Below are 22,605 nucleotides of genomic sequence, written 5' to 3' on the forward strand. Positions count from 1 at the left end.
TACCTACCTTTGAGGCTGGATTGCCTGTTTGGAAAGCGCAATATTCTGCCTGAAATTGCGCTTGAATTCAAAATCTATCCTTGAGTTATGCCTTATCCATCAGTTTCCACTCGCCATTATGGAGCATTTCCAGTGGCGAATAGGCCGTTTTATAGTTCATTTTCCTGCACGACTTGACCCAATACCCAAGATATAGAAAAGACAGACCCAGCCGGCATGCCTGGCGTATTTGCCAAAGTACCGCATAAACACCCAGGCTGCGTCTATATTCATCCGGATCGTAGAAGGTGTACAGGGCGGACAAGCCCTGATCCAGCCGGTCGGAAACCGCGATGGCCAGCAGGTGACCGTCGGTATTTCTGAACTCGTAAAAGCAGCTGTCGGCACAGCCTTCCGTCAGAAAGTTGCTGAATTGATCTTCACTGGGCGGGTACATGTCACCGTCGGCATGACGTTGACGAATATAGCGCTCATAGAGCGCGTAATATTCATCCGTCAGACGGCAAGGCGCCGATTGCACGACAAGATCCGCGTTGCGGTTTTCGATGCGACGCTGGGTTTTTGACGGGCGAAAGCGGTCAACCGGAATACGCACCGAGATACAGGCCTGGCAGCCTTCGCAATGGGGACGGTATATATGGCCGCCACTGCGGCGAAAACCTAAATCGGACAACTGGCTGTACAGGTTGCGGTCAATACTGGTGCGGGGGTCTACGAACAGCGTTCGGGCCTGGCGGTCTGGTAGGTAACTGCAACCGTGCTCGGGTGTGGCGTAAAACCTCAGCGTGCGCAGATTACTCATGACGGGCTCCAGTGATGTCGTCACGGCTGATTGCAAACGACCACGCATGGCATACGGGAGTATCACGCAACTGTTCCAGCCGGCGCGTGAAATCCTGACGCGGAATTTCGGTCGCCCCCAGACTGGCCAGGTGGTCGTTGTATACCTGACAGTCAATCAGCTCATACCCCCAGTATTGCAGCTGATGGGCCAGCCAGGCAAAGGCGATTTTGGATGCATCCCGCTGGCGGGAAAACATGGACTCGCCAAAGAACACTCGACCGATCGCCAGTCCGTACAGGCCACCGACCAGCTCGTCGCCTATCCAGACCTCGACAGAGTGCGCATGCCCCTGATGGTGCAGGTTGAGATAGGCGCCGAAGATGTCGTCACTGATCCAGGTGCCTTCCTGACCACGCCGGGGCGCGGCACAGGCTGCCACGACCTTGGCGAAGGCCTGATCGAAGGTAACCCGGTAATCCTGCTTGCGCAGCCGCTTGCGCAGACTGCGTGACAGGTACAGTTCATTCGGAAAGAGCACACAGCGGGGGTCCGGGCTCCACCAGAGAATGGGTTCACCCGGGTTGTACCAGGGGAAAATACCGTTGCGATAGGCGTGCAACAGCCGTGCCTCGCTGAGATCCCCCCCGGCTGCAAGCAGTCCATCCGGCTCGACCAGTGCCTGCTCGAGGGGAGGGAATTCCAGACTGTCATCGGCCAGCCAGAGAATCATCAGCTGTCGAGGTTATCCAGGAATTTTTCGGCATCCAGCGCCGCCATGCAGCCGAAACCGGCCGAGGTAATTGCCTGACGGTAGTTATGATCACACACATCACCGGCGGCAAATACGCCCTCGATGCTGGTCTGAGTGGCATTGCCCTCCAGACCGGAGCGAATCTTGAGATACCCGTCCTCCATGTCAAGTTGGCCGACAAACAGGTCGGTATTCGGTTTATGACCGATAGCAACAAATACGCCCTGCAGGTCCAATTCTTGGGTGCTGTCATCCGTTGTGCTGCGCACACGCATGCCCGTGACGCCGCTGTCATCGCCCAGCACTTCGTCGAGCTGATGGTTCCACAGAATATTAATGTTGCCGTTTTCGGCCCGTTCGAGAATCTTGTCCTGCAAAATCTTCTCGGCGCGCAGGCTGTCGCGGCGGTGTACCAGTGTCACTTCTGCTGCGATATTGGACAGATACAGCGCTTCCTCGACCGCGGTATTGCCCCCGCCAATGACGGCAACCTTCTGACCACGGTAGAAAAAACCATCACAGGTTGCACAGGCACTGACGCCCTTGCCCATAAAGGCTTCTTCAGACTCAAGCCCGAGATACTGTGCCGATGCACCGGTGGCAATGATCAAAGCGTCACAGGTGTACTCGCCCATGTCGCCCTTGAGGCGGAAAGGACGGTTGCCCAGGTCGGTTTCGTTGATATGATCGAAGATGACCTGAGTATTGAAACGCTCGGCATGAGCCTGCATGCGCTGCATGAGTTCAGGGCCCTGAACGCCGTCCACATCACCCGGCCAGTTATCGACATCCGTGGTAGTAGTCAACTGGCCGCCGGCCTGCATGCCGGTAATCACGACCGGTTCAAGGTTGGCGCGGGCTGCGTAGACGGCAGCAGTGTAACCGGCGGGGCCCGAACCCAGAATAATCAGGCGATGATGCTGTACTTCGCTCATGAGTGTTCCAATTCCACGTTAAGATGTTCGTAAGCTGGCTCATGCGATCATGAGCCCTCGGCAGATTGACGCTGACTCTAAACCTGCGGGCATGGATTGTCTATTCCGAGGCCTGTCGCGATAGCGCGCCTGTCACGCGATTCCCTTTTAGAACAGGGCAATAGTCTGCTTCTGTGAGCGTATTATGGTATTTTTGCGGCAGCTAGATGATCTGTTGAGTGTAAGGATAACCGGATTGAGTGATAACCACCCCAAAAGCCCGCATTCGCTGGCAGAGCAGCTGATTACCGTCGCTCGCGAAAGCGCTCTGATTCTGTTGATCGGTGCCAACCTGTTCCTGCTGCTATCGCTGATTGGGTATGACCCGCGTGACCCCGGCTGGTCGCACTTGGGTTACCAGCCTAAGGTGGAGAACTTTACCGGTGCGGCAGGCGCCTGGCTGGCTGATGGCGTTATTTCATCGATCGGGATCGGGGCCTATCTGTTGCCGGGGCTGTTGCTATGGCCTGCTTGGCGCTTTCTGCGCCGCCCCAGGCATAGTTTGCTCGACACCCTGCCACTGGTGATGCTGAGGGTCACGGGCGCGGCCGTTTTCATGTTGAGCCTCTGTGCACTGGCATCAATTCACTTGTCAAATGAGGGGCTGCATTACCCGTTCTCCGTTGGTGGTCTGCTGGGGCAGGCGCTTTCAGACTGGAGCGTCAGCTGGTTCAGCGTCACTGGCAGCTCGGTCGTTTTGTGGACCCTGCTGCTGCTGGGACTCACGCTATTTATGGAAATTTCATGGCGTGATGCGCTTGAGTATGTGGGTGACAGGATCCTGTTGGCTGTCGAGTGTACTCGCGACCGCATGAGTAACGGCTGGTGGCAGGGAGCTCACACCGAGCCGGAATGGGACGATACGTCGCCTGAAGCACGAAAGCCGCTCTCGGAGCCGCTGCGCAGGCAGGCCCAGCACGAGCTGCCGGTTGCCCCGCCTGCTCGCGGTCAGACGTCTTCGCGTGTCGAGCCTTCACTGTCGGGTATGGCTGATGACCCCGTGCCGTTTGAGTTTGCGCCCGCCTCAGGTACGGCAGCTCCGATGACAGCGACACGGGACGAGCCACAGGCACTCGTCGACAATGCAATCGCTGCCGTAACCACTCAGGCCTCTCCAGTTGAACAAGCTGAAGCCATGCGCAGCGAGCAACCGGCTCCAGCGCGCCGATCTGCACCGCCTGTTGAACCGGCCCCCACTGGGGCAGCAGAAGCGGCACAGGCCAAAAAGAATCTGAAAATCGTCCCCCTGTCCGAGACGCATCAGCCACTGGCGGCCGAGGCCGATCAAGAGCCCACGCAGAAACGCAAGCAGCTGCCGCGACTGCCGTCTCTGGACCTGCTGGACCCGCCGTCCGAGCATCATGAAAACGGCTATAGCGAAGACGATCTAGAGCAGATGTCGCGCTTGCTGGAAACCAAGCTCAATGACTTCGGTGTGAAAGCGGAAGTAGTTGAGGTTAACCCCGGCCCCGTGATTACCCGGTTCGAACTGCAACCTGCACCTGGCGTCAAGGCGAGCAAGATCTCGAACCTGTCGCGTGATCTGGCCCGTTCCATGGCCGTGACCAGTGTACGAGTGGTTGAAGTCATCCCCGGCAAATCCGTGGTCGGTGTGGAAATTCCCAACGAGGTGCGCCAGACCGTGCATCTGAGCGAAGTGCTCAATGCCAAGCCTTACCTGGAGGCTTCTTCACGCCTGACGCTGGCGCTGGGCAACGACATTGCCGGTAATCCAGTGGTCGCCAACCTGGCCAAGATGCCGCACCTGCTGGTAGCCGGTACAACCGGCTCGGGCAAGTCGGTAGGCGTCAATGCCATGCTGCTGAGCCTGCTGCTCAAGGCGACACCGGACGAAGTAAGGCTCATTCTGGTCGATCCGAAAATGCTGGAGCTGTCGATTTACGAAGGTGTGCCGCACCTGCTGACACCGGTTATCACCGACATGAAGGAGGCCGCCGGTGGCCTGCGCTGGTGCGTGGCCGAAATGGAACGTCGCTACAAGTTAATGGCCAAGATGGGCGTGCGTAACCTGGCCGGCTTCAATGACAAGGTCATCAATGCGCAGGAAGCCGGCCAACCGCTGGCGGATCCACTGTGGAATCCTCAGGAACACGGTTTGCCGGATAACGAGCCGGCCCCCGCATTGGAAACGCTGCCGTACATCGTGGTGGTGATCGACGAGTTCGCCGACATGATGATGATGGTCGGCAAGAAAGTTGAAGAACTGATCGCCCGTATCGCGCAAAAGGCACGCGCGGCGGGCATCCACCTGATTCTGGCCACACAGCGTCCTTCCGTGGATGTGATTACTGGCCTGATCAAGGCCAACGTGCCGACGCGCATCGCCTTCCAAGTGTCGTCCAAGATCGACTCGCGTACCATTCTGGATCAGGGCGGTGCGGAGAGTCTGCTGGGCTACGGTGACATGCTGTACGTGCCGGCCGGCACCAGTATTCCGAACCGTGTTCACGGTGCGTTCGTCAGTGACGACGAGGTACACCGTGTCGTCGAACAGTGGAAGCTGCTGGGTACGCCGAACTACATCGACGTGAACTTGTCCGAAGGAGGGAGTGAGTCCGGCGGCAGTGGTGGCGGCTTCGACGACGAGCAGGATCCGCTGTATGACGAAGCGGTCGCTTTTGTTACTGAGTCTCGCAAGGCCTCGATTTCCAGTGTTCAGCGCAAGCTGAAGATCGGCTACAACCGTGCCGCACGGATGATTGAATCCATGGAAGCCGCCGGTGTCGTGTCCGAAGCCGGCAGCAACGGTCAGCGTGAAGTGCTGGCCCCACCACCCCCGAGGGATTAACAATGATCAAATCCATACTGACCAAGGTAGTGGTACATGTGGTAGCAACGGCCACATTGGTACTAGGTGCCACTGTAACCCAGGCCAGCCCCGTCACTGAACTTGACGCTCTGCTGTCGGGACATGAGGCCGCCCGGGCTAACTTTACCCAGTTTGCCCTTAACAGTGACGGCAACCGGGCCGAGGATTCCAGTGGCCATTTCGTGGTTGCCCGCCCGAATCGCTTTCGCTGGGTGACGGAAACCCCCTTTGTGCAGGAAATTGTCAGCGACGGCGATTTCATCTGGATTCATGACCCCGATCTGGAGCAGGTGACACGCAAGCCGGCCAACGGCCAGAACAACAGTGCTCCGGCGATGATTCTCAATGGCCAGATCGAACAGCTGAGCGAACGCTTCGACATCGCCCGCATCAACGCCAGTGAAAACGGCGTAGCGCTCTATGAGCTCAAGCCACTGGATGCCGAGAACGCCACCTTTACCCGCATCCGGCTGCTATTCGAGGGTGAACGGATCAGCGAGCTGTCCATGGAAGACAGTCTTGGCCAGCGCAGCATGCTGGTCCTGGATGATCTTGAATACGACCCCGAACTGGAAGAGGGCGTGTTCGCGTTCATTCCTCCAGAAGGCGCGGATGTCATTCTGGACCCGGGTCAGTAATGCAGGATCTGTTCAGCAACCAGCCGCGAGGGTATCAGCCACTGGCAGCACGCATGCGCCCCGATTCTCTGACGCGTTACATAGGTCAAAGTCATCTGCTGGCGCCAGGCAAACCGCTGCGCCAGGCGCTGGAACAGGGTGCCATACACTCGATGATTCTCTGGGGACCGCCGGGAGTCGGCAAGACCACCCTCGCGCAATTGGTGGCGCACCAGGTGGATGCCCATTTCATGACCGTTTCGGCGGTGCTTGCCGGGGTCAAGGAAATTCGTCAAGCCGTGGATGAGGCGCGCCAGGTCAAGGCGCAAAGCGGACGCAAGACCATTTTGTTCGTGGACGAGGTTCACCGTTTCAACAAGTCGCAGCAGGATGCTTTCCTGCCCTATGTGGAAGATGGCACGGTCATCTTCATTGGTGCCACGACGGAAAACCCCTCGTTTGAACTCAACAACGCGTTGTTGTCACGGGCCAGAGTATATCTGCTGCGCTCGCTGACCCATGACGAACTCATGCAGGTGGTAGAGCAGGCGCTGCAGGATGAGGAGCGTGGGCTGGGAGCTCTATGCCTGCAGATGTCGGCCGAGATGCGCGAGCAGGTGGTGCGGGCAGCCGATGGTGATGCACGCACCGCGCTGAATCTGCTCGAAATCGCCGCCGATCTGGCGCAGGAGCAGGCTGATGGCAGTCGCCAGGTAACCCCGGACGTGCTGACTGAAGTGCTGCAGGCCGGTGGACGCCGGTTCGACAAGGGCGGTGATCATTTTTACGACATGCTGTCAGCGTTTCACAAGTCGGTGCGCGGCTCATCCCCCGACGGCGCACTCTACTGGTACTGCCGCATGCTGGACGGCGGTGCCGATCCGTTGACAGTGGCGCGGCGGCTGGTTGCCATCGCCTCGGAGGATATCGGCAATGCCGACCCCCGTGCCATGCAGGTCGCGCTGTCGGCCTGGGATGCCTTTGAGCGGGTCGGCCCTGCAGAAGGGGAGCGCGCCATTGCCCAGGCGGCGGTGTACTGTGCCTGTGCGCCCAAGAGCAACGCCGTGTATCGCGCCTTCAACCAGTGTCGGGCCGAAATACGCGAGCAGGGATCGCTGCCGGTTCCGGAGCACCTGCGCAACGCACCCACCAGCCTGATGAAAGACCTGGGGCATGGCGCCGAATATCGCTATGCCCATGATGAACCCGACGCTTATGCAGCGGGCGAGAACTATCTTCCGGAGGCCATCGCCGACCGACAGTGGTATCGGCCGGAACCGCGCGGACTGGAAATCAAGATTCGCGACAAGCTTCAACACCTGCGCCAGCAGGATGCGCACAGCCCCAGGCAGCGTTACCGGAGGCAGCGATGATGCACCTGTTGGCCGTGGCGCTGGGGGGCGCTTTGGGTGCGCTGGGGCGCTACTGGGTCAGCGGTATGCTGAACAACGCCGAACATCGCCTCCCTTTGGGCACCCTGACGGTGAATATTCTGGGCTCCTTCCTGATGGGCGTCTGCTTTGTACTGATTCTGGAGCGTGCCAGGTTGTCGCCCGAGTTGCGGCCGCTGTTGATGGTCGGTTTTCTCGGTGCCTTTACTACCTTTTCCACTTTTTCGCTGGAAACCGTGGCCATGATCGGGGAAGGGCATGTCATGTCGGCGCTGATTTATATATTATTGAGCGTTTCATTGTGCATTACGGCACTGGGTGCCGGATTGTGGTTGACCCGCTTGTTCTGACAACACGTGTTCCGAAGACAAGTGTTCTGACAACTGTTCTGACAACAAGGTAAGTTTGATCTCATGCTGGATCCGAAATATGTACGCGCCAACCCGGAAGAGGTGGCCAATCTGCTGAAGAAGAAGGGCTACGAGTTTCCGGTGGAGCAATTTGTCGAGCTGGATAACCAGCGCAAGGCTATCCAGACCGAAACCGAAACCCTGCAGAACGAGCGCAACACCCGATCGAAAGGCATCGGCAAGGCCAAGGCGGCCGGTGAAGACATCCAGCCGTTGCTGGCGGAAGTACAGAATCTGGGTGATCAGTTGGACGCGGCCAAGGAGCGCCTGAATGATGTTCAGGCCCAGTTGGATGACTTGCTGCTGGGCGTGCCCAACATTCCGCACGACTCCGTGCCTGAAGGTGCCGACGAAGATGATAACGTGGAAGTGCGCACCTGGGGCACGCCTGCCGCGTTCGACTTCGAGCCGCTGGATCATGTTGCCCTGGGCGAGAAAAACGGCGAGCTGGACTTCGAAACGGCTGCCAAGTTGACTGGTTCACGTTTTGCCGTGATGAAGGGCAAAATGGCACGCCTGCACCGTGCTTTGACTCAGCTGATGCTGGACACCCATATCGGTGAGCACGGTTACGAAGAGATCTATGTGCCGTACATGGTCAACGCAGACTCCCTGCAGGGGACTGGTCAGCTGCCGAAATTCGAGGAAGACCTGTTCCGTATCCCGTTCGGCGAGCGCGATTACTACCTGATCCCGACCGCAGAAGTGCCGGTAACCAATACCGTGCGTGACGAGATTGTCGATGCTGCCAATCTGCCGCTGCAATACACCTGCCACACGCCGTGCTTCCGCTCTGAAGCGGGTGCCTCTGGTCGTGATACCCGTGGCATGATTCGTCAGCACCAGTTCGATAAAGTCGAGCTGGTACATGTGGTGGAGCCGAGTAAATCCTGGGATGCGCTGGAGGCTCTGACAGGTCACGCTGAAGCGATCCTGCAGAAGCTGGAGCTGCCGTACCGTGTGGTCGCGCTCTGCGGTGGCGACCTGGGCTTCAGTGCGGCCAAGACCTACGACATCGAAGTCTGGCTGCCGGGCCAGGGCAAGTTCCGTGAAATCTCGTCCTGCTCCAACATGGGAGATTTCCAGGCACGTCGCATGAAGGCCCGCTGGCGCAACCCGGAAACCGGCAAGCCGGAATTGGTCCACACCCTCAACGGATCAGGCCTGGCGGTGGGCCGTACACTTGTGGCCGTGCTGGAGAACTATCAGACAGCCGACGGCAAGGTGCGCGTACCTGAAGCACTGCAGCCCTACATGGGCGGCGTGACCGAACTCTGAAACCGTCTCAGAGACAGGTTCGCCACTGAGCCCCGCCCAAGCGGGGCTTTTTTATGGCAGAACTGACCTCGGGCAAGCGTGCGTATCAGGCATCGAGTATACTGGCCTGCACCACGGAGGCATTGGGAGTGAGGAGCGCAGCGATGAAAACGCGGTATGATGTTCTGATTGTAGGGGGAGGGATGGTCGGCTCTGCACTGGCCTGTGCCTTGGGTAACACAGGGTTGTCGGTCGCTGTTCTCGAGCGTCAACTGCCGGAGCCCTTTGTGGCCAGCCAGCCACATGATCTGCGTGTCTCCGCGCTCAGTATTGCCTCCGAACGTTTCCTGCAGAATATCGGTGCTTGGGATGGCATTCGTTCTCGTCGCAGCTGCCCTTACAAGCGCATGAAAGTCTGGGAGCGTAGCTCTGACAAGGGTGCGACCGAGTTTGATGCCGCCGACAGCGGTTACAGCCATCTGGGTCACATTGTCGAAAACCGCATCGTGCAACTGGCACTGCTGGAGCGGCTGGGCGAACTGGACAATGTAGACCTGATCTCGCCGGCGCGCACCCTGCGCATCGATTATTCGCCCGGCGCAACGCTGGTCGAGCTGGAGGGCGGTGAGCAGGTTGTGGGGCGCCTCGTAGTTGCAGCCGATGGCGGTGATTCCATGGTGCGTCAGGCTGCAGGCATTGGTGTGACCAAGTGGGACTACCATCAGCATGCCCTGGTCGCCGGCGTGACTACTGCTTACGGACAGGAAGACATCACTTGGCAGCAGTTTCAGCCCAGCGGTCCGTTGGCCTTTTTGCCGTTGAGCGGACACAACGCCTCGGTGGTCTGGTACAACACGCCTAACGAGGTGAAGCGTCTGCGCGCCTTGCCGGACGATGCCTTTCTGCAGCAGCTGCACGCCAACTTTCCGCCTGAACTGGGCACCATTACAGAAATTCAGGGGCGCAGCAGTTTTCCGCTGCGCCGTCAGCATGCACAACAGTATGCGCTTGAAGGGCTGGTACTGGTGGGTGACGCGGCACACATGATTCATCCATTGGCCGGGCAGGGCGTCAATATCGGCATGCTCGATGCGGCCGCCTTGGCTGAAGTGCTGCTGCAGGCACACGCCCAAGGTGAAGCACATGAATCCATGCCGGTGCTGTCACGTTACGAAAAGCAGCGTCGACACCACAATCTGCTGATGATGCAGATCATGGATGGCTTTTATCATGTGTTCACCAATGATATCGGCCCGCTGAAACTGGTTCGCAACCTGGGGCTTGGGTTGGCAGGACGTATTCCACTGGCCCGTCGCCAGGTAATGGAATTTGCAATGGGTATACGGGGCAGCCTGCCAGGCTTGGCACGCTGACCATGGCGCGAAACTTACGCACGTAAATACGAAAAAGACCGCCCGGGGGCGGTCTTTACATGTATCAATTCGGTGTGTCAGGGCAATTCAAGCCGTAGCAGCGGCTGAGGCCGAGTTTGACTTGCGAGTAGCAGGCTTGGCATTGGTAGCGGCCGGCTTTTTGCTCTCGTCGTCGGTTTTGGGCATGAAGGAGCTGAAGTCGAGGCCCTTCATGTCGAAGGACGGCATTTCGAACTTGGTCATGTACGACATGTCACCCAGAGAGCTCAGGCTTTGCTCGAACAGGGCGGAGGCCTCCTCGCGCACTTCATTCAGTGCGGCCAGTTCCTGCTCGGCCGTATCGGTCCACTTGGCTTCTTGAGATTTGATGAAGCTCATCTGCAGCTCGAACACTTCCTTCGGCTCTTTCACTTCAGACAGCGCTTTGACCTGAGCCAGGCCGGCATTGACAGAATCCGTGAAAAACGCGGACTGGAGTGCAAAGATCTTTTCGGCAGCCTTGCGGTTGGCTTCGGCCAGATCAGCGACGGGTTTCATTTTGTCCTGCATCTCTTTCAGCATGTTGTCATACATGATCGCTCACCTTTGTGTAATGCAAATATGTGCAAGTTCCCTGTGATTACTGCAGTGCAGCAATCGGTATCCTATTGGGCTTCGATCAGTATTGCAAACCTGTCCATGCGCCCCTGTCATGTCGAAGCCGGGCATTCCAGGGATGCCCCGGAGCAAAAGCTCCGGGAGGCCTTTTTACTTGGCGTTCTTGCCGGTCATGTCCATCGGCTTCATGAACTTCTGCAGTTCAGCCATGAACGGCATGTTCTGAACGTCGCCCATGTCAGTGACACTTTTCTCGACCAGCTCGGTCAGCTGCTCCTTGGCTTCGGCCAATGCTGCCATTTCCTTCTCAGCAACATCGGTCAGCTTAGACTCGACTTCTTTCAGGTACTTGACCTGGAGTTCGACCGCAGCCTTCGGCTCGCGCACTTCGGCCAGGGTCTTCATCTGGTTCAGGCTGGCATTAACGAACTCGGACACGTAACCGGACTGCAGAGCGATCAGCTTCTCGGTGGTTTTCTTGTTGATTTCGGCCATATCCATAACCGGCTTCATGGAATCTTTCATCTTGTCGTACATGCGGGTCACCTCTTGACTGACGTTTATCAATGACGATTACAGTGATTTACTGCGTTTTGTGCATTGCAACATAGCCACCACTCTATTGGTTACAATTTGTACTGTCAAGCGTTATTTGTGCGCTGCACAAAAAATATGGGTGCCATAAAATTCGAGGGTTGGGAGCAGAAAGATGGCAGCGTCCCTTCAAGCAGTTCCAGGTATTGCGCTGCAGTATTAATACCCCAGGCAGAAAGACACGCTCAGCACTGACCACTCCGGCTGCTGTCGTACACTGCAATGATGATCCGGAATGGTTACAATGCGATAAAATGTTTATCGACAGTCAACGGAAAAGGCTTCTCATGCAAGCAGAACAGAGTCATCCCGCATTTCGTTTCCTGCAGAGCAGGGTTGTAGAGGCCCTGAATATAGAAGTAGCCGAGTACGAGCATGTCGCGACAGGTGCGCGCCACTATCATATGGCGTCCGATCACGATGAAAACGTGTTCCTGGTTGCCTTCCGTACCGTCCCTGAGGATTCACGCGGTGTAGCACATATTCTCGAGCACACGGCTTTGTGCGGCAGTGAACGCTATCCGGTTCGCGACCCCTTCTTCATGATGACCCGGCGTTCACTCAACACCTTTATGAATGCATTTACCAGCAGCGACTGGACGGCCTATCCTTTTGCCAGCCAGAACCGCAAGGATTACTTCAATTTGCTCGATGTCTACCTGGATGCGACTTTCTTTTCGCGCCTTGATTCACTCGATTTTGCCCAGGAAGGGCACCGGGTAGAGTTTGTCGAACCGAACAATCCGGATACCGAGCTGGTGTACAAGGGCGTGGTTTACAATGAGATGAAGGGCGCCATGAGTTCGCCGGTGTCTACCCTGTGGCAGACGCTGACACGTTACCTGTTTCCAACGACTACTTATCATCACAACAGTGGTGGTGAGCCAGATTGCATTCCGGATCTGACTTACGATGATCTGCTCGAGTTCTACCGCAGCCATTATCATCCGAGCAACGCCGTTTTCATGACCTTCGGCGATATCCCGGTGGCCGAGCTGCAGCAGCGCTTTGAAGACAACGCGCTGTCGCGCTTCGAGCGGCGTGATGATGTCATCGCGGTAGAAGACGAGAAACGCTACTTTGCACCGGTTCGAGTTGAGGAAGCTTATGCATTGACGCAGGACGACTTGAGCCGCTCAACGCATCACGTCATGGGGTGGCTGCTACCACGCTCCATTGATCTGGATGACCTGATGCAGGCTCACCTGCTGAGCCGCGTCCTACTGGACAACTCCAGCTCTCCGCTGCGGGCAGCACTGGAATCCACCGACCTGGGCAGCGCACCCTCACCACTCTGTGGCTTGGAAGACTCCAACCGCGAAATGAGCTTCCTGTGCGGCCTTGAAGGCAGCGAGCCCGAACATGCCGCTGCATTTGAGTCGCTGGTGATGGAGACGCTGGAAAGTGTGGCACGTGATGGCATTCCCATGGATATGGTAGAAGCCCAGCTGCACCAGTTGGAATTGACCCAGCGCGAGATTACCGGCGACGGCTATCCGTTCGGCCTTCAGCTGATCATGGCATCCATGTCGGCCGCCATTCATCGCGGTCATCCGATCGATGTACTGGATATCGACCCGGCATTGGAAAAACTGCGTGAACAGATCAAGGATCCGGAATTCATTCCGGGATTGATCCGCCGCTGGTTGCTCGACAACCCGCACCGGGTACGTCTGACCCTGCGACCGGATGCCGAGCTGGCTGAACGTCGCGATGCTGCTGAAGCTGCACGCCTGGCGCAGATCAAGGCAGGCCTGAATGATGAGCAGAAGCAGCAGATCATTCAGCAGGCCCAGGCTCTGGAGGCGCGTCAACAACAGGTGGATGACGACAGCATTCTGCCAACGGTGACACTGGAGGATGTGCCGGCGGAACTGAAACTGCCGACGGCCACGGAGCTGGCACAGGGCGTCCTCAACACGACCCTGTTCCATGCCGGTACCAATGGTCTGGTATACCAGCAGGTGATCATTGACCTGCCAAATCTGAACGAAGATCAGCAGGCCCTGTTGCCGCTCTATACCTACTGTCTAACCGAGCTGGGCTGTGGTGAACGTGACTACCGGGCCAATCAGGCCTACCAGAGTCAGGTGACCGGCGGTCTGCATGCCTACACAAGCCTGCGCGGCAGCGTTGGTGATGAGCAAAAGGTCAACGGTTTTCTGGTGATGTCCGGCAAAGCCCTGAGCGTCAATAGCGACAAGCTGACAGCCTTGATGGCCGAAACACTAGACCACGCGCGTTTTGACGAGCACGGCCGCATTCGAGAAATCGTTGCTCAGCAGCGTGCCCGTCGCGAGCAGAGTATTACCGGTTCCGGCCATGCCCTGGCGATGATGGCTGCCAGCGCAGGCTTTGCCCCCGTGGCCCGATTCAGCCACTATACCCGTGGCTTGGAAGGTGTACGCCGCGTCAAGGCATTGGACAAGCAGCTGGAGCAGGCCGATGCCCTGCAGCAACTGTCCCGTGAGTTGACCGCGCTGCACGGTCTGATCCGTCAGGCTCCCCGACGCTTCCTGCTAGTGGCCGAAGAGGAACACCAGCAGGCGGTTCTCAATCAGCTGGAGCAATACTGGCAGCCAGCCGAGTCGTCCGACTTTGCTCCGTTGGCCTTGCCAAGTACGCGTGAACCGGTGAAGCAGCTATGGCTAACCAGCACCCAAGTCAATTTCTGTGCCTGCGCCTTCCCGACAGTTGCCACTGGCCATCAGGATGCGGCGGCTTTGACAGTGCTGGGCGACTTTCTGCGCAACGGTTATCTGCACCGTGCCATTCGCGAGCAGGGTGGTGCTTATGGTGCCGGTGCCGGACAGGATAACGGTGATGCCATCTTTCGCTTCTTCTCCTACCGCGACCCGCGTGTGGAAGGTACTCTGAACGACTTCCAGCAGGCCGTTGATTGGCTCAACGCCTGTGAAGACGAACAGCAGCGCCTGGAAGAGGCCGTGCTTGGAGTAATCAGTTCAATGGACAAACCGGGGTCTCCGGCGGGCGAGGCAAAATCGACCTACCACAGCTCTCTGTTTGGTCGCACGCCGGAGGTGCGTCAGGCCTTGCGTGAACAGATCTTGGCGGTAACGCTGGATGATCTCAAGCGCGTTGCCCAAACCTATTTGGTGCCAGAAAAGGCCAGTGTGGCGGTGGTCACCAGCCAAAAAACGGCCGAAGCACTGCCGGCCGATTACGAACGCATCAGCATCTGATACGCCGTTCCTACCTGTCATGGCTGCCTGATTGTCTCGGGCAGCCATTTTCATTTCTGGAGTCTTGTTTTTGAATGCCAACCCCTTGTTGCAGGGGGCATTGCTGATTCTGCTGTCTGAATGGATGCTGGTGGCCAGCGGTATTATCATCCGTCAGCTCAGTGATAGCCTGCCCACTGAAGTTCTGGTGTTTCTGCGCAACAGCCTTGGTCTGCTGTGGCTGCTGCCCTGGATCATTCGCCGAGGGCGTCGTGAACTGCCCACGCAGCGTCTGCATCTGCACCTGCTGCGGGCGCTGGTCGGCATAACCGCCATGTCCTGTCTGTATTACTCCTGGGCCAACCTGCCACTGGCTCAGGCGGCGCTGCTGAAACAGACGTCGCCTTTCTTCGTTCCGGTGATTGCCTTCTTTTGGCTGGGCGAGCGCATTAATGCAGCCGTGCGCTGGGCGATATTGGTCGGTTTCATGGGGGTGCTGCTGATTCTGCAGCCGGGTTCGGGGGCGCTGGAATGGGCCATGATGGCAGCCCTGGCGGGTGCCGCACTGGGTGCCACCGCCAAGGTGTGTATTCGGTCGATGCGTTCTACCGAATCACCCCAGCAGATCGTGTTTTATTTTGCCCTGTTCGGATCCTGTCTGGCTGCCGTGCCGGCCTGGCAGAACTGGGTCATGCCGATGGGCACGGATTGGTTATGGCTGCTGGCCCTGGCCGCCGCCTCGACTCTTGCACAACTGCTGCTCAGTCGTGCCTATGGTTTGGCGGGTGCCGGTACTCTCGGACCCTTCACCTATGCCTCCATTCCATTTGCGGCATTGGCAGGATGGTGGATATGGGACGAAGCTATGGGTCTTTGGACGCTGGCCGGTATGGGACTGGTGTTCATGGGAGGCATGCTGGCACTTAAGGGGCAGAGCAGGGCGTAGATCCCCTGTGATACCCTGATCAGTACACATGGGTACAAATAAAAAAGCCCGGTCACTTGACCGGGCTTTTTACTTTCTGCAAGAGCTGGCTTACTGTTTGAAGCTATCCAGAATCTGGTTGAAGGTGGCGCTCGGACGCATCACCTTAGCAACGGTTTCCAGACTGGCATGGTAGTAGCCATCCAGTTCAGCCGGCTTGCCCTGTACAGCATTCAGTTCGTCAACGATCTTCTGCTCGTTTTCGGTCAGTGCATCTGCCAGCGGCTTGAATTCGGCGGCCAGTTCAGCATTCTCGGTCTGAGCGGCTACTTCCTGTGCCCAGTACATGGCCAGATAGAAGTGGCTGCCACGGTTGTCCAGCTCACCCGCCTTGCGTGACGGAGACTTGCCGTTTTCCAGCAGACGTTCGGTTGCTTTGTCCAGCGCCTTGGCCAGAATCTGAGCGCGCGGGTTGCCTTCCTTCAGGCCCAGCTCGTCCAGAGAAACGCCCAATGCCAGGAACTCGCCCAGGGAGTCCCAACGCAGATGGTTCTCCTGCTCGACCTGCTGTACGTGCTTGGGCGCAGAGCCGCCGGCACCGGTTTCGTACATGCCGCCACCGGCCAGCATCGGTACGATGGACAGCATCTTGGCAGACGTACCCAGCTCCATGATCGGGAACAGGTCGGTCAGGTAGTCACGCAGTACGTTACCGGTTACGGAGATGGTGTCCTGACCACGGATCATACGCTCCATGGAAACACGGATAGCTTCGTTGTAGGACATGATGCGGATGTCCAGACCTTCGGTGTCGTGCTCCTTCAGGTACTCTTCAACCTTCTTGGTCAGCTCCAGGTCGTGGGCACGTTCTTGGTCCAGCCAGAAGATGGCCGGCGTGTCGGACTGACGAGAGCGGGTAACGGCCAGCTTGACCCAATCGCGGATCGCCGCGTCCTTGGTCTGGCAAGCGCGCCAGATGTCGCCTTTCTCGACGTCGTGCTGCATCAGCACGTTGCCGTTGGCATCAACCACACGCATGGTGCCGTCCGCTTCGATTTCGTAGGTCTTGTCGTGAGAACCGTATTCTTCGGCTTTCATCGCCATCAGACCAACGTTCGGTACGCTGCCCATTGTGGTCGGATCGAACGCGCCGTTGGTCTTGCAGAAGTTGATCATTTCCTGGTAGATACGTGCGTAAGTGGACTCCGGCATAACCGCTTTGGCGTCCTTGGTCTTGCCGTCGCGGCCCCACATTTTGCCTGAGCTGCGGATCATGGCCGGCATGGACGCATCGACGATAACGTCAGACGGTACGTGCAGGTTGGTGATGCCCTTGACGGAATCAACCATTGCCATTTCCGGACGATGCTCGTAGCAGGCGTGGATCGCTTCTTCGATCTCGTCCTGAGTGGACTGCGGCAGGGTCTTGATCTTCTCGTAGACGCTGCTCATGCCGTTGTTCGGGTTAACACCGATTTCGTTGAACAGATCGCCGTACTTGTCAAACACTTCACGGTAGAACACACGTACCGCGTGGCCAAATACGATCGGGTGGGATACCTTCATCATGGTCGCTTTAACGTGCAGGGACCACATGATGCCGGCTTCTTTACAATCCTGCAGCGTGTCTTCAAAGAACGCGTCCAGTGCCTTGGCGCTCATGAACATGCTGTCCAGAACTTCACCCTTTTCCAGGGGCAGTTCCTTCTTGACGACCGTCTCACCACCCTTGGGTGTGAATTCGATGCGTACATTGCCGGCTTCCGGCATAGTGATGGACTGTTCGCTGGAGAAGAAATCACCTTCGCGCATGTAATCGGCGTGAGAGCGAGACGCCTTGCTCCATTTGCCCATGGAGTGCGGGAACTTGCGGGCGAACGCCTTGACAGCTGCCGGCGCACGGCGGTCGGAATTGCCCTGACGCAGAACCGGGTTTACCGCGCTGCCCAGGATCTTGGCGTAACGGTCGTTGGCATCCTTTTCCTCATCAGTCTGCGGGTTATCAACAAATTCGGGTACATCGTAACCCTGACCCTGCAGTTCCTTGATGGCAGCACGCAGCTGCGGCACGGACGCACTGATGTTCGGCAGTTTGATGATGTTGGCGTGCGGGTCCTTGGTCAGCTCACCCAGGGAAGCAAGGCCATCGACGACGCGCTGTTCTTCGCTCAGGCGCTCGGGGAAGGCGGCCAGAATACGGCCGGCCAGAGAGATATCGCTCAAGTCAACTTCGATGTCTGCAGAAGACGCGAAGGCACGTACAATCGGCAGCAGCGAAGAGGTCGCCAGTGCCGGTGCTTCATCAGTAAGGGTATAGATGATTTTTGATTTTGTAGGCATGTTTTTCCCCGAAATGATTTATGGCTGGATTGCCAAAGGCTCGTTCGGGCGATGGATAATCACCCTGCGCTGTCCAGATGTAGAGCCTGGCGCTTGTAAATCGGCTACAAATTATAATGCCTGAAAGGGTGATTTCATACCCGGGAAGTATCGACTTAGGGCTAAGTTTGCCTCAATTCATGACTGGGCCTTGCAACGCTGTGTTGTATTGCAATTACAGTTTCAGGTCACATCCCTTATACGAAAGGTGCATTTTTGCACAATTTTTTGTAGCAAAATAAACTGATGATTCTGCGACGAAAATGATCGCACACCAGGGTCAGGCCGGAACGAGCGTTAAACCAGAATATGAAAAGGGGCTTACCCTAAGGACAGCCCCTGTACTGTACGGTGTGCGGCTTGGTATTGCAGAGCCGTCGTCGGTTTACCCCTGTTCCGGCTCGTAACCCAGATTGGGCGCCAGCCAGCGTTCGGCTTCGTCCATGCTCATGCCTTTGCGCTTGGCATAGCTTTCCACCTGATCTTCGCTGATCTTGGCCACACCGAAGTAACGCGCATCCGGATGGCTGAAGTACCAGCCGCTGACCGCGGCGGTCGGCAGCATGGCAAAGCTGTCTGTCAGCGTCATGCCGGCATTATGCTCCACGTCCAGCAATTCCCACAGCAATGCCTTTTCGGTGTGATCCGGGCAGGCCGGGTAGCCCGGTGCCGGACGAATACCCTGGTACTGTTCGCGAATCAGCGCGTCGTTATCCAGATTCTCATCGGCGGCATACCCCCAGAACTCGGTACGCACACGCTGATGCAGACGCTCGGCAAAGGCTTCCGCCAGACGGTCAGCCAGTGCTTTGATCATGATGCTGTTGTAATCATCATGATCGGCTTCGTACTGCTCGACCCACTTGTCGATACCGATACCCGCGGTGACCGCGAAAGCACCCACGTAATCCTGCACGCCGCTGTCCTTAGGCGCCACGTAGTCACTCAGGCAATGGTTATAGCGACCTTCCACCTTCTGGGTCTGCTGGCGCAGGTGGTGCACCTTCATGCGCACTTGGTCACGAGTCTCATCGGCATAGATTTCGATATCGTCATGGCCCACACAGTTGGCCGGGAAAAGGCCGAAGACGCCGCGTGCCTTCAGTTTCTTGTTGTCGATGATGTCACGCAGCATCAGCTTGGCATCTTCATACAACTTGCGCGCTTCTTCGCCCACCACTTCGTCATCCAGGATGCGCGGGAAGCGACCGGCCAGCTCCCAGGACTGGAAGAAGGGCGTCCAGTCGATGCACTGGGCCAGCTCTTCCAGATCGTAGTCTTCGAGCACATGGATGCCCGGCTGCAGCGGTACCGGCGCCTGATAGCCTTCCCATTCGATCGGTTGACGATTGGCGCGGGCGGCTTCGAGTGTTACGCGGCGCTGGTCATGCTGACGCGCGGCATGACGCTCGCGCACCGCTTCATATTCGGCTTTGATCTCCTTGATATAGCTGTCTTTCTTGGTTGCCGACAGCAGGGAGGACGCAACCCCTACAGAACGGGAAGCGTTGGTGACGTGTACCACCTGGTTGTTCTTGTAGTTGGGCTCGATCTTCACCGCGGTGTGGGCCTTGGAAGTGGTGGCGCCACCGATCAGCAGCGGGATATCGAAGCCCTGACGCTGCATCTCCTTGGCCACATGCACCATCTCGTCCAGTGACGGGGTGATCAGGCCGGACAGACCGATAATATCGGCATTGGTTTCGCGCGCGGTCTGCAGGATCTTCTCGGCCGGGACCATGACACCCAGGTCGATGATCTCGAAGTTGTTGCACTGTAGCACCACGCCGACGATGTTTTTACCGATGTCATGCACGTCGCCCTTGACGGTCGCCATGACGACCTTGCCGGCGGAGCTGCTTTCATTGCCCTGCTTTTCTTCTTCAATGAAGGGCATCAGGTAGGCCACGGCCTTCTTCATCACACGGGCGGATTTGACCACCTGAGGCAGGAACATTTTGCCGGCACCGAAGAGGTCACCGACGATGCCCATGCCATCCATCAGCGGGCCTTCGATCACCTGTAGCGGGCGTTCGTAGTTGTGGCGGCACTCTTCCACGTCTTCATCGACGTAGTCGGCAATGCCTTTCACCAGCGCATGGGCCAGGCGCTTGTTTACGTCCCACTCACGCCATTCCAGATCCTGCTTGACCGAAGACTCGGACGCGCCGCCGCGGTATTTCTCGGCCAGTTCCAGCATGCGCTCGGTACCGTCTTCACGGCGGTTGAGCACGATATCTTCCACGTGTTCACGCAGTTCTTCCGGCAAGTCATCGTAGATCGCCAGCTGACCGGCGTTGACGATGCCCATGTCCATGCCTTTCTGGATGGCATGGTAGAGGAACACGCAGTGAATGGCTTCACGCACTTTGTCGTTGCCGCGGAAGGAAAAAGACACGTTGGACACGCCGCCGGACACCTTGGCGTAGGGCAGGTGCTGTTTGATCCAGCCGGTGGCATTGATGAAGTCGTTGGCGTAGTTGTCGTGCTCTTCGATACCGGTGGCGATGGCGAAGATATTGGGGTCGAAGATGATGTCTTCCGGCGGGAAGCCGACCTTGTCCACCAGCACGCGGTAGGAGCGTTCACAGATCTCGATCTTGCGCTCGTAGGTGTCGGCCTGACCGGTTTCGTCAAAGGCCATGACCACGACAGCCGCACCATAGTGACGGATCTTGCGTGCCTGGGCGATGAAGTTCTCTTCACCTTCCTTCAAGGAAATGGAGTTGACCACGCCCTTGCCCTGGATGCGTTTGAGACCTTCTTCCATCACGTGCCACTTGGAGGAGTCAAGCATGATCGGCACACGGGAGATATCCGGCTCGGAGGCGATCAGGTTAAGGAAGCGGTTCATCGCCGCTTCGGCATCCAGCATGCCTTCGTCCATGTTGATATCAATGATCTGGGCGCCGTTTTCCACCTGCTGACGGGCTACTTCCAATGCGGTCTCGTAGTCGCCTTCCTTGATCAGGCGGCGAAACTTGGCGGAACCGGTGACGTTGGTACGCTCGCCCACGTTGACGAACAAAGTATCGGCGCCGATGTTCATCGGTTCCAGGCCGGACAGGCGACATTCGACGGCGACCTCGGGAATCTGACGCGGCGCCTGGTCCAGCAGCGCCTCTCGGATCACCTGGATGTGGTCCGGGCGGGTACCACAACAGCCGCCCACGATATTGACGAAGCCTGACTGGGCCCATTCGCGGATCTCTTCCGCCATCTGCTCTGGGGTCTCATCATAACCACCAAAGGCGTTGGGCAGACCGGCATTGGGGTGCACGGATACATAGGTATCGGCCACGCGGGACAGCTCTTCCACGTACTGGCGCAGTTCCTTCGGCCCCAGGGCACAGTTCAAGCCAATGCTCAGCGGGCGCGCATGGCGCACCGAGTTCCAGAACGCCTCGGTGGTTTGGCCGGAAAGGGTGCGGCCGGAAGCATCGGTAATGGTACCGGAAATCATCACCGGCACGCGGATGCCGTGCTGCTCGAAGTAGTGTTCGAGGGCATAGATGGCAGCCTTGGCGTTCAGAGTGTCGAAAATGGTCTCGATCAGAATGATCTGGGCGCCACCTTCCAGTAGACCGTCAATTGACTCGGTGTACGCTTCAAACAGCTCGTCGAAGGTCACGTTGCGGTAGCCCGGGTCATTCACGTCCGGTGAAATGGAGCAGGTACGGTTGGTTGGGCCCAGCACACCGGCCACGTAACGTGGGCGATCCGGTGTTTTCGCGGTCATGGCATTGGCGGCTTCGCGGGCTAGGCGGGCGGCGGCCACGTTGATCTCGCGGCTCAACGCCTCCATCTCGTAATCGGCCATTGCGATACGGGTGGCGTTGAAGGTGTTGGTTTCGATGATATCGGCGCCACCTTCAAGGTAGGCGGTATGGATGTCACGGATCATATCCGGCTGAGTCAGCACCAGCATGTCGTTATTGCCTTTGACATCCAAGTGCCAGTCGGCAAAACGTTCACCACGAAAATCCGCTTCGGTCAGCTGGCGCTCCTGGATCATGGTGCCCATGCCGCCGTCGAGCATCAAAATACGTTGGTTCAGAGAGTGACTGAGTTGCGCATGCAGATTATTGTCGTTCACGTGTACATCCATTATGTGACCTGTATAGAGAGGACGCATTGTAGTCCAAAGACGAGGCAAATTGCCTGAGTGCTGGTCATACAGGATTGAAAATATTTAAAGATTGTTGCGAGGCCGATACTTTTCCAGCGTTTTTCAGGGAGCGGCAGGGCGTCAGCGGAAATCCGATTGCGCCTACTGCTGTATACGGCGGCATGCTGCGCGTCGACAAAGGGCACCGCATTCTGGATACATGAACACCCTTAGATTAACGAATCATGTCGACACTTTGTGCATTTCAGTGTTGCCACTCGACTGATGTCATCATACTAAAGTTGCGTTTTTTACTCACAAACCACTGTTTACGTTCTATTTGCCGGGATTTGCCCCCTCATGCTAAGCCTTTTGTCGTAGTTTCCTCAGCGATAACTTTCGCTAGAGTTCCTGACCAATGACCTAAAGTGTC

The 22,605-nt window shown here is 57.5% G+C and carries 15 protein-coding genes; 8 read left to right on the forward strand and 7 right to left on the reverse strand.

Annotated features, from left to right (window positions below; genetic code table 11):
* Positions 1-85 precede the first annotated feature (85 nt).
* Genes KTN04_RS00280 through trxB form a run of 3 tightly spaced genes read right to left on the reverse strand, consistent with a single transcriptional unit; the run spans position 86 to position 2,470 of the window.
* The gene (locus tag KTN04_RS00280) at positions 86-802 is read right to left on the reverse strand and encodes an arginyltransferase (RefSeq protein ID WP_217333209.1); all 717 of its coding nucleotides are present in this window, start codon (positions 800-802) and stop codon (positions 86-88) included.
* Entirely contained in the window at positions 795-1,514 is a 720-nt protein-coding gene (aat, locus tag KTN04_RS00285) for a leucyl/phenylalanyl-tRNA--protein transferase (RefSeq protein ID WP_217333210.1), read from the reverse strand. The genes KTN04_RS00280 and aat overlap by 8 nt, the downstream gene beginning before the upstream one ends.
* Positions 1,514-2,470, reverse strand: coding sequence for a thioredoxin-disulfide reductase (gene trxB, locus KTN04_RS00290; RefSeq protein ID WP_217333211.1), 957 nt, complete (start codon positions 2,468-2,470; stop codon positions 1,514-1,516). The genes aat and trxB overlap by 1 nt, the downstream gene beginning before the upstream one ends.
* A gap of 235 nt (positions 2,471-2,705) precedes the next feature.
* Between trxB and KTN04_RS00295 the strand changes: the two genes are divergently transcribed.
* The 6 genes from KTN04_RS00295 to KTN04_RS00320 all read left to right on the forward strand — a co-directional run bounded on the left by KTN04_RS00295 (position 2,706) and on the right by KTN04_RS00320 (position 10,387).
* Positions 2,706-5,318 carry a DNA translocase FtsK gene (locus tag KTN04_RS00295; RefSeq protein WP_254262268.1) on the forward strand — a complete coding sequence of 871 codons (2,613 nt, stop codon included), beginning with the start codon at positions 2,706-2,708 and terminating at the stop codon, positions 5,316-5,318.
* 2 nt (positions 5,319-5,320) lie between these two features.
* Positions 5,321-5,977: an outer membrane lipoprotein chaperone LolA gene (gene lolA, locus KTN04_RS00300; protein ID WP_217333213.1), complete on the forward strand. Its 657-nt coding sequence runs from the start codon at positions 5,321-5,323 to the stop codon at positions 5,975-5,977.
* Positions 5,977-7,329, forward strand: a complete 1,353-nt coding sequence (locus KTN04_RS00305; protein WP_217333214.1) for a replication-associated recombination protein A — start codon at positions 5,977-5,979, stop codon at positions 7,327-7,329. The genes lolA and KTN04_RS00305 overlap by 1 nt, the downstream gene beginning before the upstream one ends.
* The gene (gene crcB / locus KTN04_RS00310; protein WP_217333215.1) at positions 7,326-7,697 is read left to right on the forward strand and encodes a fluoride efflux transporter CrcB; all 372 of its coding nucleotides are present in this window, start codon (positions 7,326-7,328) and stop codon (positions 7,695-7,697) included. The genes KTN04_RS00305 and crcB overlap by 4 nt, the downstream gene beginning before the upstream one ends.
* A gap of 63 nt (positions 7,698-7,760) precedes the next feature.
* Positions 7,761-9,035 (forward strand): serine--tRNA ligase, encoded by a 1,275-nt coding sequence (gene serS, locus KTN04_RS00315; protein WP_217333216.1) that lies wholly within the window; start codon positions 7,761-7,763, stop codon positions 9,033-9,035.
* Positions 9,036-9,178: 143 nt separating this feature from the next.
* Complete coding sequence (locus tag KTN04_RS00320; protein WP_217333217.1) at positions 9,179-10,387, forward strand: UbiH/UbiF/VisC/COQ6 family ubiquinone biosynthesis hydroxylase; 1,209 nt, start codon at positions 9,179-9,181, stop codon at positions 10,385-10,387.
* An 87-nt stretch (positions 10,388-10,474) separates the two neighbouring features.
* Here the strand turns inward: KTN04_RS00320 and KTN04_RS00325 are convergent, their stop codons facing one another.
* On the reverse strand, positions 10,475-10,960 hold the full coding sequence (locus tag KTN04_RS00325) for a phasin family protein (protein WP_217333218.1): 486 nt from the start codon (positions 10,958-10,960) through the stop codon (positions 10,475-10,477).
* Between the two features lie 174 nt (positions 10,961-11,134).
* Positions 11,135-11,521, reverse strand: a complete 387-nt coding sequence (locus KTN04_RS00330) for a phasin family protein (RefSeq protein ID WP_217333219.1) — start codon at positions 11,519-11,521, stop codon at positions 11,135-11,137.
* A 344-nt stretch (positions 11,522-11,865) separates the two neighbouring features.
* Here KTN04_RS00330 and KTN04_RS00335 point away from each other — a divergent pair, with 344 nt between their 5' ends.
* Both KTN04_RS00335 and KTN04_RS00340 read left to right on the forward strand, forming a co-directional pair.
* Positions 11,866-14,781, forward strand: coding sequence for an insulinase family protein (locus KTN04_RS00335; RefSeq protein WP_217333220.1), 2,916 nt, complete (start codon positions 11,866-11,868; stop codon positions 14,779-14,781).
* 70 nt (positions 14,782-14,851) lie between these two features.
* Positions 14,852-15,706: a DMT family transporter gene (locus tag KTN04_RS00340; protein ID WP_217333221.1), complete on the forward strand. Its 855-nt coding sequence runs from the start codon at positions 14,852-14,854 to the stop codon at positions 15,704-15,706.
* Positions 15,707-15,796: 90 nt separating this feature from the next.
* On the opposite strand, the gene KTN04_RS00345 is transcribed toward KTN04_RS00340, so the two are convergent.
* Both KTN04_RS00345 and metH read right to left on the reverse strand, forming a co-directional pair.
* On the reverse strand, positions 15,797-18,025 hold the full coding sequence (locus tag KTN04_RS00345) for an NADP-dependent isocitrate dehydrogenase (RefSeq protein WP_217333222.1): 2,229 nt from the start codon (positions 18,023-18,025) through the stop codon (positions 15,797-15,799).
* A gap of 424 nt (positions 18,026-18,449) precedes the next feature.
* The gene (gene metH / locus KTN04_RS00350) at positions 18,450-22,172 is read right to left on the reverse strand and encodes a methionine synthase (protein ID WP_217333223.1); all 3,723 of its coding nucleotides are present in this window, start codon (positions 22,170-22,172) and stop codon (positions 18,450-18,452) included.
* Positions 22,173-22,605: the final 433 nt, after the last annotated feature.

It is taken from the genome of Marinobacterium weihaiense, assembly GCF_019061305.1.
Taxonomy (GTDB): domain Bacteria; phylum Pseudomonadota; class Gammaproteobacteria; order Pseudomonadales; family Balneatricaceae; genus Marinobacterium; species Marinobacterium weihaiense.